The sequence below is a fragment of the Candidatus Dormiibacterota bacterium genome, assembly GCA_035532835.1.
Classification (GTDB): Bacteria; Vulcanimicrobiota; Vulcanimicrobiia; order Vulcanimicrobiales; family Vulcanimicrobiaceae; genus DAHUXY01.
In genome coordinates, this window is record DATKQG010000108.1 from 1 (window position 1) to 9,189 (window position 9,189).

Annotated in this window: 9 protein-coding genes; 5 read left to right on the top strand and 4 right to left on the bottom strand. The window is 62.5% G+C overall.

The features are described from left to right. From VMW12_13495 to VMW12_13505, 3 genes are all read left to right on the top strand, one after another. A partial coding sequence (locus VMW12_13495) for a zinc-binding dehydrogenase (protein ID HUZ50736.1) occupies window positions 1–928 on the top strand: 928 nt, incomplete at its 5' end. Window positions 929–980: 52 nt separating this feature from the next. After that, a complete protein-coding gene (locus VMW12_13500) occupies window positions 981–1,817 on the top strand; it encodes a YegS/Rv2252/BmrU family lipid kinase (GenBank protein HUZ50737.1) in 837 nt (278 codons plus the stop codon). A gap of 5 nt (window positions 1,818–1,822) precedes the next feature. Then, the gene (locus VMW12_13505) at window positions 1,823–2,797 is read left to right on the top strand and encodes an aldo/keto reductase family protein (GenBank protein ID HUZ50738.1); all 975 of its coding nucleotides are present in this window, start codon (window positions 1,823–1,825) and stop codon (window positions 2,795–2,797) included. A gap of 175 nt (window positions 2,798–2,972) precedes the next feature. Here VMW12_13505 and VMW12_13510 read toward each other — a convergent pair whose 3' ends face one another. After that, entirely contained in the window at window positions 2,973–3,107 is a 135-nt protein-coding gene (locus tag VMW12_13510) for a hypothetical protein (protein ID HUZ50739.1), read from the bottom strand. A gap of 172 nt (window positions 3,108–3,279) precedes the next feature. Next, entirely contained in the window at window positions 3,280–5,511 is a 2,232-nt protein-coding gene (locus tag VMW12_13515) for a hypothetical protein (protein HUZ50740.1), read from the bottom strand. Window positions 5,512–5,592: 81 nt separating this feature from the next. On the opposite strand from VMW12_13515, the gene VMW12_13520 reads away from it, so the two are divergent. Further along, window positions 5,593–7,014: a winged helix-turn-helix domain-containing protein gene (locus tag VMW12_13520; GenBank protein ID HUZ50741.1), complete on the top strand. Its 1,422-nt coding sequence runs from the start codon at window positions 5,593–5,595 to the stop codon at window positions 7,012–7,014. Then, a complete protein-coding gene (locus VMW12_13525; protein HUZ50742.1) occupies window positions 7,014–7,502 on the top strand; it encodes a carboxymuconolactone decarboxylase family protein in 489 nt (162 codons plus the stop codon). Before VMW12_13520 ends, VMW12_13525 begins: the two co-directional genes overlap by 1 nt. Here VMW12_13525 and VMW12_13530 read toward each other — a convergent pair. After that, window positions 7,489–8,928, bottom strand: a complete 1,440-nt coding sequence (locus tag VMW12_13530) for an RDD family protein (GenBank protein HUZ50743.1) — start codon at window positions 8,926–8,928, stop codon at window positions 7,489–7,491. The genes VMW12_13525 and VMW12_13530 overlap by 14 nt on opposite strands. Continuing rightward, on the bottom strand, window positions 8,859–9,189 hold a 331-nt coding region (locus VMW12_13535; GenBank protein ID HUZ50744.1), incomplete at its 5' end, for a diguanylate cyclase. The genes VMW12_13530 and VMW12_13535, both read right to left, overlap by 70 nt.

Consider the following 9,189-nt stretch of genomic DNA (forward strand, 5'->3'; position numbering starts at 1 on the left):
GACGATTGCTTGCGGTAACTGCGTGTACTGTCGCGCGTCTTACTATTCAAAATGCGATGTGGCTAACAAGCAAAATCCCAAGGCGACGGCGTTCTTCGGCGGCCCGAAAGGCAGCGGCGGATTCGCCGGCTTGCAAGCCGAATACGCGCGCGTTCCGTTCGCCAACGTCGGCCCGGTTAAGATCCCCGACGACATCGGCGACGACGACGCGATTTTGCTCTCGGACATCTTTACCACGGCATACTTCGGCGCGGAGATGGCGTCGATCAAGCCGGGTCACACCGTCGCCGTGTTGGGCTGCGGGCCGGTCGGGCAATTCGTAGTGGCATCGGCGAAAATCCTCGACGCGGGCCGCATCATTGCGGTGGATTGCGAACCGTCGCGACTGGAATCGGCGCGTCGTCAGGGCGCCGAGACGGTCGACTTCGCCCGGGAAGATGCGATCCAAACGGTACTGGATCTTACGAACGGCGTAGGTGTCGACTGCGTCATCGATGCGGTTGGAATCGACGCGCAAAAGGAACGCCCGAAGAGCGATGCGGGCTTTAAGCCCGGAGCCGCGCCCGGAGCTGCCCTGGAGTTTGCGGTCGGCATGGTTGCCAAGGCGGGGCACGTCGCGATTATCGGCGTGTATCCGCCGACGATGATGCAATTTCCCATCGGCATGGCGATGGGTAAGAATTTGACGCTTCGCATGGGGGATTGCCCGCACCGCCGCTATTTGCCCAAGGCGCTTCGAGCCGTGGAGGCGGGCACCGTGCGTCCCTCGCGTATCCTGTCGCAAAAAATCGGCTTGGATGGTGCGATCGACGCGTATCGCGCATTCGCCAATCACCAAGACGGCTGGTTAAAAGTGGAGTTGTTGCCGCGCTCGTCGTCGGGGGCGGTACAGACGCGCTCGGAGCGAGGCGAACTCGTTTCGGTATAGCCGCGAGGGCGCGCGCGCAGGTGCGCCGACCCTCGCGTGCAAGGTGCCGGCAATGCGCGCCTACTTGGCGATTAACGAACGTTCCCGGCGCGGCCGTACGCTAGCCGATAACGTACGCGAAGCACTTGCCGTTCACGGCGTCGACGTCGTTGAAGGCGATGGGGCGTTGCGAACTGGCGGCTTTGATTGCGTTATCGGCGCCGGCGGCGACGGAACCGCCGCCGGACTGATTGCGACGGCCATCGAGCGAGGCGTCCCGCTGGGCATCGTTCCGCTGGGCACCTTCAACGAACTCGCGCGCACGTTGGGAATTCCACTCGATATCGAAGGCGCGATCCACCTCATCGCGAGCGGGCACGAACGCAGGATCGATATCGGACGCGTCAACGGAGCGTATTTCGTCAACGAGGCGAGCATCGGTATATCGAGCCGCATTACCCGCCTGCAGACGCCCGAGCTTAAGCAGCGCTTCGGTTTCGTCGGCGTGCTGGGCACGGCGTTTCAAGCCTTTCGCCACGCGCGGCCGATCCACGTGCTCGCCTACGACGATCGCGATCGCTGCGAACGCTTTAGGACGATCCAGCTCACGATCGCGAACAGCCATCGTTTTGGAGGGCTGGTCTCGGTCGAGGCGGCGGCGATCGACGACGGGTGGCTCGATCTCTACAGCGTCGAAATTGACACCGCGCTCGAAGCCTTCCCGATTGCGTACGCGATGATTCAAGGAAAACCGCACGCGGTACCGGGCTTGCGGACGCTTCGTTCCGCGCGTTTTCGCATCGAAACCAGGCATCCGCATCACATCGTTGCCGATGGGGAACCGGCCGGTTTCACCCCGGCACTCTTCGAGGTGCTGCCGAAGGCGCTCCGCGTCTTTGCGCCGCAGTAATCGACATGCAATATCGTACGCTCGGCCACTCCGGCCTCAAACTCTCCGTCATCGGCTTGGGCTCTTGGTTGACCTTCGGCAACAGCGTCGATCGCGATACCACGCGCGCGTGCGTTCTGCGCGCTTGGGAACAGGGAGTCAACTTCATCGATACGGCCAACGTCTACGCGCGCGGTGCCGCCGAAGAGGTGCTCGGCCCGATTTTGCAAGAGCTCAATCGCGATGCGTTGGTGCTCGCAACCAAAGTGTATTTTCCCATGGGCGATACGGTGAACGAGCGCGGGTTATCGCGTAAGCACATCCGCGACCAAATCGATCGTTCGTTGCATCGGCTGCGCGTCGACTACATCGATCTCTACCAATGCCATCGCTACGACGAAACTACTCCGCTGGAAGAGACCGCCCAGATGATGAACGATCTGGTGCGCGACGGGAAGATTCTCTATTGGGGTACCTCGGAGTGGAATGCCGATCAGATCGCCGCAGCGGTAACGCTCTGTCGCGCGCGCGGATGGGCCGTACCGATCAGCAATCAACCGCAATACAGCGCGCTGTGGCGCCGCATCGAAGACCGCGTGCTTCCGACATGCGAAGCGTACGGTTTGGGGAACGTCGTGTGGTCCCCGATCGCCATGGGCATCCTCTCGGGAAAATATCTCGACGCCAAGCATCCTCCGGCGGGGACGCGCGCGGCTGGGGCTAGCGCCGATATGATGGATACCTATTTTACGCAACCGGTGCTCGACGCGGTACAACGATTGGTGCCGCTCGCTAAGCAGGCAGAGGTTTCGATGGTGCAACTCGCGTTGGCGTGGGTGCTTCGGGAGGCCGCCGTCACGAGCGCGATCGTCGGCGCGACTAAGCTCGCGCACATCGACGATAACGTCAAGGCCGGCGATTTGAGCCTCGATCCGGCCATCTTCGAAGAGATGAATCGCATTTTAGCGCCCGTGCTTCCGTACGAACCATATCTCGCGTAGCCGCCTTATTTTACATAGCCGCGTTAAAGCAAAATCAAAAGGGGATGGCCATCGGCCATCCCCTTTTGACTTGCTGCACTCTATGGGGTAGGGGTGTCGGGGCGGCGTCGGTGGAGGACGCCGCCGCCCCAATTCATCTCGTGCGCGTTTCGCACGGATGAAAGCTATGGCGCGACTAGTTCCAGCGAACGATCGAGCTGGAACCGGTGACGTTAGGACCCCATCCGGCGAAAGAGCCGCTCCCCGAAACCGACTCGATCACTTGGGTGAACGAAATGACGGGGCGCGCTTCTTCGGGTTGAGATTCCACGATTGGTTCAACGACGGTACTCACGAAAATGTTCCTTTTTGTTGGCACGAGTTGTGCCTGCGTGCTTAACTCTACACACGCCTTTACCGGGCCTCTATGCTTTTTGTTTCAGACGAAAAGCCGCGTCGTCGTTGCCTAAAGCGTTATAGCGCGGCGGTCTTGCGTACCCGTATTAGGTTCCCGCGTCGGCGCCCGCTCGGAAAACGTATTTTACGATGAAGCGCTCCAGCGTATAACTTGCCGCGGGAGTGCCATAATTGATGTAGAGGTCTCCCGAAGGCAGGGCGATGTGGTAACCTGCCGCCACGTTGAGGCCTTGTTGTGCCGCAAACCCGCCCAGTCCGTTGATGTCTCGCAGCGAGAGCGTAAAGTTGCTGTTACGGCCCGTGTCGATGCCCAGCGAGATGCGTCGCAACCACTGCGAATCCACAGCTCCGGTAGCCAGAGTGCGCTGAAACGTCCCGTCGTACTCCAGGCCCAGCGTGAGGCGCTTCCCAATGGGATGCGATGTCGTCGCGGTATACAGGTGCACGTAGTTCGGGTAGAAATTGCCCCATTGCGCGCTGACGTCGATCGGTGTGGGCGTACCGTCGCGATAGCCGATCGGGATGAAGGCGAGATTGAACGGGTCGGTCTCACCGTTGCGATAACACGGAAAACCCGTAAACGACGAGCGTCCGACCGTTGGGCCCGTGCAATCGTTCTTCGCGGTCACATCGTAGCTGCGAAGCAGTCCGACGGACGTGCCCGCACCATCGATCGAAAACCCGTTGTTGAAGGTCGCGCTCAAGGTCGCGCTCGAGTCCACTTCGTGGAGGGCTCCGGAGCGATCGAAGAAGCGGTCGCCGACCAGGAAGATATTCCACGATTTCGCAAAGCGAGTGCTCCCGTTGAAGGCCTGAAAGCCCTGAAAGCCGTGGATATCCGAATTGCTCGTAAAGCCGTCGATCGGATTGTAATTCGGCGAGATATCGACGTAGCCGAACAGCGTTTCGTGATAGGTCTTGTGCACGTCGAGAAAGGCGTCGGCGCTATGCGCGATGCCGCCCGGCACCCACGTGCCTCGTTCGAACGCGCCGTTGAAATTGTACACGAAGCCGTTATGGAGGTTGCGCCCTTTCACGCCGTACTCCACCGTCGCGTCGCTTCCGGCTACGCTGTGGTGCGCGAAGACGCCGTCGGTGTAGTACGCGAAGGTCTGGTCCTGCAGCGCATGCTTGTAGCCGTAGGCGATGTCGTCGAACGTGTTGCCGCTGGTTTGGTCGTAGCCGCGAAAATTCAGGACGCCAAACGACTGCTTTCCGAAGGTTCCCTCGAGCTTTTCGCCGCGATCGAACGGCCCGACGCCGGGAGAGTAAAAGACCAAATTTTCGGGGCCGTTGAAGTTAGAATACGGATCGATCGCCGGATTGATGAAGGCGGCGCCTTGCGAGAAGAACGGACGGTACTCTTGCAGCTGACGCCGGAATTCTTGGGGTGCGATGGTCTGTTGGTCGATCTCCACGTTGGAGAAATCGGGGTCGAGTGTGCCGACGAAATTGATGGTCGGCGTCACGGGATAGCTTACGTCCACGCCCAACGGCCGCACGCGTTGGGGCAGAAAGGAGCCGTCGGCCTGTTGGAAGAGGTTGCGATCGTTGCCGAGGCTCTCCAGCCCGTAAATCTCGGCTCGGGGTTTGGGGCGGTTGGCGGTGTCCAGGCCGAGCTTGATGCCCTCGACCTTCGGCCAGAACTGCTCGTCGGCGAACGTGGGCCATCCGTTGCCGCCGTCCTGCATCAACCCGGCATAGGCCCAGGTATAATGCTCGGCTACCGCCGCCACGCCGCGGACGAAATTGACGTGCCAGGACTGCGTGCCCTGCGACGTTCGCAAGACGCGCAGCGGAACGATCATGACGGCGCTCCAATTGCCGCCCTTCCGCGTGGCGGCGGCCCGCCAGCGCGGACGGTACCGGGCGTTCTCGCTCGCCTGCTGGTAGCGCACGCCGGCGGGCGTGGTTTCGAAATAGTAGGTTTGGCTGCCGCCGCTCCCGGTATCGATGCCCACGCCCACGAAATCGTCCAAGCCGAAACCCACGTCGTTGGTGCTCTGCGTGGCGACGATCGGCGTTCCACTCTGCTCGGCTTCGAAACCGATATAGAGGTTGTGCTCGTCGTAGAGCAGGTACGCGATGGTGGCGTGCGCGGCCGGGGCCCGGCGGGTGATGTTCTCCCAAGGCCCGGGTTCGGGCACCTTGCCTGCCTGCCAGGCCGGGTCCGAGAGGGTCGGGTCCAAGGCGAGCGGATGGGGAGCCTTGGCTATCGAGAACGAAAGAGTGGCGGGTACGGCAGCCGGGGCCGCAAGAGCGAAACTTGCCGCCGCGATGGCCGTACAGATCGTTAGTAGGAGACGTCGAACGAACACAGGTTCGAGCATCCCTCGAAACGGTCGCGAGCGTCTTGAAATTCGAATCAAAAGTTTCTTGGCTGACAAGGATTGCGTGCGATGAGTCTCTACGAGTTCGGCCCGTTCCAACTCGACGCCGAGCAGCTGTTGCTGTTGCATGAGGGCGCTCCGGTGGCACTCGGCCCGAAGGTGGTCGAAACCCTGCTTGCATTAATCGAACATCCGGGCGAAGTCCTTGCCAAGACCGCGTTGCTCGACCGAATCTGGCCCGAAGGATTCGTCGAAGAAGCCAACCTCGCACAGAATATCTACGTGTTGCGCAAGACCCTTAAGCCGCACTGCGCGGTCGATCCGATCGAGACCGTGCCGCGCCGCGGCTACCGATTCGTCGCATCGGTGCGCCTTGTGGAATGCTCCGAAGCCGTGGCGCCGAGGGTTGCCGCGATCGAGCCGGCTCGGCGAGGCCGGCTGCCGTCCCGCGCCATTTTGGCGCTCGCCGCGATAGCCATCGTTGCGATCGTTGCCGTCGGGGTACTGGTCACGTCCGCGGTCGCTCGGCAGCCGGCGCGGCCGCAACTCTCGAGTTCCGGCGCACGACTCTATGCGATCGGCCGGTACTATTGGAATTTGCGCACGCGCGGCGGCGTCGAAAAAAGCCTCGCGTACTTTGCGCAGGTGATCGATGCGGATCCGCACGATGCGAGCGGGTACGCGGCGTTAGCCGAGGCCAACGCGACGATGAGCGACTATCACTACGGGCCGCTCGCGTCCGGCGTCTATCTCAACCGCGCTCGTGCCTACGCGGGCAAAGCGCTGGCGCTCGACGCCGATAGCGGAGAGGCCTATGCGGCGCTCGGGTTCATCGCGATGCGCCAGGGGAAGTGGACGCAGGCGCTGCAAGGCCTGCGGCACGCGCTCGCGCTGGCTCCGTCGTACGGTCCGGCGCACGAGTGGTACGGCATCGCGCTGCTGCGCAGCGGCCACTTGCCGGCCGCGTTTCGCGAACTGAAGACGGCCGCCGACCTCGACCCGCTCTCGGTCGCGACGACGGCGTGGCTAGGCTCGGCGGCGTATCTCGACCGGCGCTATAACGAGGCCATCGCGTACTCGCGCCAGACCCTCGATCTCGATCCTCATCGCTGGGACGTCTATCAGACGATCGGCCTAGCGTACGAAGCTCAACGTCGTTACGCGCGCGCGGTCGTTGCCTTCGAGCGCTTCGGAGCCTCATGCGCGGACTGTCGGGCGGAAGCCGCAGCCCTACTGGCGCACGCCTACGCCGAAGAACATCAATTGACGCGGGCGCGTTCGGAGCTGGCGTACGCGATCGGCCACGACCGTAACGTGGACCCGGCCGATCTCGCGATCGCGCTCAACGCGATCGGCGAGCGTCGGATCGCCTTCTCGTGGTTGCGCCGCGTGCATGGAAGCATCAGTTGGACCGCGATCGCCAACGATCCGCGCTACGATGCCATGCGCGACGACGCGGGCTTCCGGCAACTCTCCCAAGGCGCCGGATAGTGCCGCGGCTTCCGCAGAGCACGCACGACGCTGCGAGCGGCCCATACGGGCCGCTCGTTTCGGTATTGAGCGAGCGCCCGGAGATCGCCCGGACGCTGGTGCGACACGCCGACGCCCTCGCGGGGTCGGGCAGCGTTTCTAAGCGCATCAAGGAGCTCTGCGCGCTGATGGTATCGTGGTTGAATGCGTGCGATTACTGCACGAGCTGCCACGAGGATTTGGCCGAACGGCTCGGCATCGACCGCGCGACGCTGGACGATCTGGGCGACTACGCGCGCAGCCCGCACTTCGATGCAGCGGAGCGGGCGGCGCTAGCCGCCGCCGTATCGCTCACCCGCGAACCGCGCGCACTGCCGGATAATTTATGGAGCGACTTACGGGCGCACTTCGATGCGGGCGAATGCGTCGAGATCGTCGCGACGATCGGCTTTTACAACTACGTCAATCGCCTCGGGAACGCTCTGCAGATCGGTGCTATGCTGGCATAACGCCGACGCGTGCCATCACTCGTTCGCTCGTGATCAACCGCGTGCCGGAAATGCGATCGTGGAGCATGATGCGACGCGAAAATGGGCTCAAGAACGCGACCACGACGAAAAGCGGGCCGATCGCGACGAACAGATAGCGCAGCAGCGTCCTGAAGATGCCCGGGTGGCGGTAATCAACGGTGACGACACGCAAGCCGGCGATCATCATGCCGAACGTTTGCCCGGCCGTGGAGACCAGCAGCACGAAGTATAGAGCGATCCACAGCGAAGCGAATGCCACCGTCGCTGCGGCCGCCTCTGCGACGAGGTTACGGATCGTATCGCTGCTTCGCCCACCATCGCGAGGAATCGTGATCTTCGTACCGTTCGGGAGTTCGATCGTTTCAGCCTCAGACGATGACGTCTTGCTATTCGCCGGTGCCGCCGTTTTCGTGATGGAGATGGGAGCCACCGCCGCCGAGACGCTCTTCCCGTCGCGGACGATGAATGGATGCAGCGAACCGATCAGCGCGCTGACGAGAATCACGTCGACGGAAAGCGCGAAGAATCGGCGCCACCAGCCGGGGCAATCGGCGGGGATCACGCGGGTCGTCCCCGGCGCCGGCAGCGGTTCGCCGGCAACGTCGCGTAAAAACCACTCTTCGGCCAGCGCATAGGCTTGGGTTCCGATGAAGCGACGCATCCATTCGATGCGTTTGGTCGCATATGGTTCCGAGCCGAGCCATTCGCCCCAGCGTAAGACGGCGTCGTTCTTGATCTCCGTGGCTTGTTCGGCAAACTGCGTCGCATCGATCTGACGCCCGAAGTGGTGGAACGCGCTAACGATGATCGCACGCGCGGCCGCATCGAGCGATCCGCACACCAGCAGCCCGACCTTGTCGCACGTGAGGTCGCAGCGGCGTAGCCACGCGCCGAAGACGAGCGCGACGATTGGATTTTCTTTACCGTTGACGCTGAGCAACGAGAGAAAGCGGGTATGGCCCGCCGCGATATGTCCGAGCTCGCGCCCGACGACGAATGCTAATTCATCGTCGGAGAATTGCTCGATCCAATTGCTCGAGATCACAAGCGAGTAGGGCTCGCCGAAACCGAGCGCCGCGACCGGCACGAATTGGTCGTCGCGTACGAAGACGAGCGGCATGGGAATTTCGAGCGCGGCGCAGGCGCGCTTCACAATGGAAAAGACGCGCGGATATTGTGCGGCATGAGTGCGTACGCTCGATCCCAAGAGTCGTCCGCGCGCGAGCGTCACGTAGACCATCGCGATCACGATAAAGAGCGCTACTTGCGAGAGGCCGACCGACTCGTGCAGAAAGAGCCCGAGGCCGGCGGCAGCGGGCAGCGCGAAGAGCAGGGTTAGCCCGAAGGCCAGGTGCTCGCGTGGGTCACGAAGCGATGCCGGGCCGGTGAAGAGGGGGCTGCGCACGCTGCGTTCTCGGCCGTTGGTTCCGGCGTTTCCTTCTGAAAACGGTCGGGAGTGCCGTTGGCGAGCTTCACGCCGCGACCGCCGTTGCGCTTTACCGCATACATCTCGCGATCGGCTCGATCGATGAGGTCGCTCGGCGTATTCGCGCAGCGCGGAAACGTGGCGACGCCAATGCTTGCGCTAATGGCGATCCGATGCCCGTCGATCGTGAACGGTTGGTCGAAGCTATGCAAGATTTTCCGTGCGGCATCGAGTGCGGCT

Coding starts and splice junctions, on each gene's coding strand:
- VMW12_13505 (HUZ50738.1), top strand. CDS start 1,823: ATGCAATATCGTACGCTCGGCCACTCCGGCCTCAAACTCTCCGTCATC.
- VMW12_13500 (HUZ50737.1), top strand. CDS start 981: ATGCGCGCCTACTTGGCGATTAACGAACGTTCCCGGCGCGGCCGTACG.
- VMW12_13520 (HUZ50741.1), top strand. CDS start 5,593: ATGAGTCTCTACGAGTTCGGCCCGTTCCAACTCGACGCCGAGCAGCTG.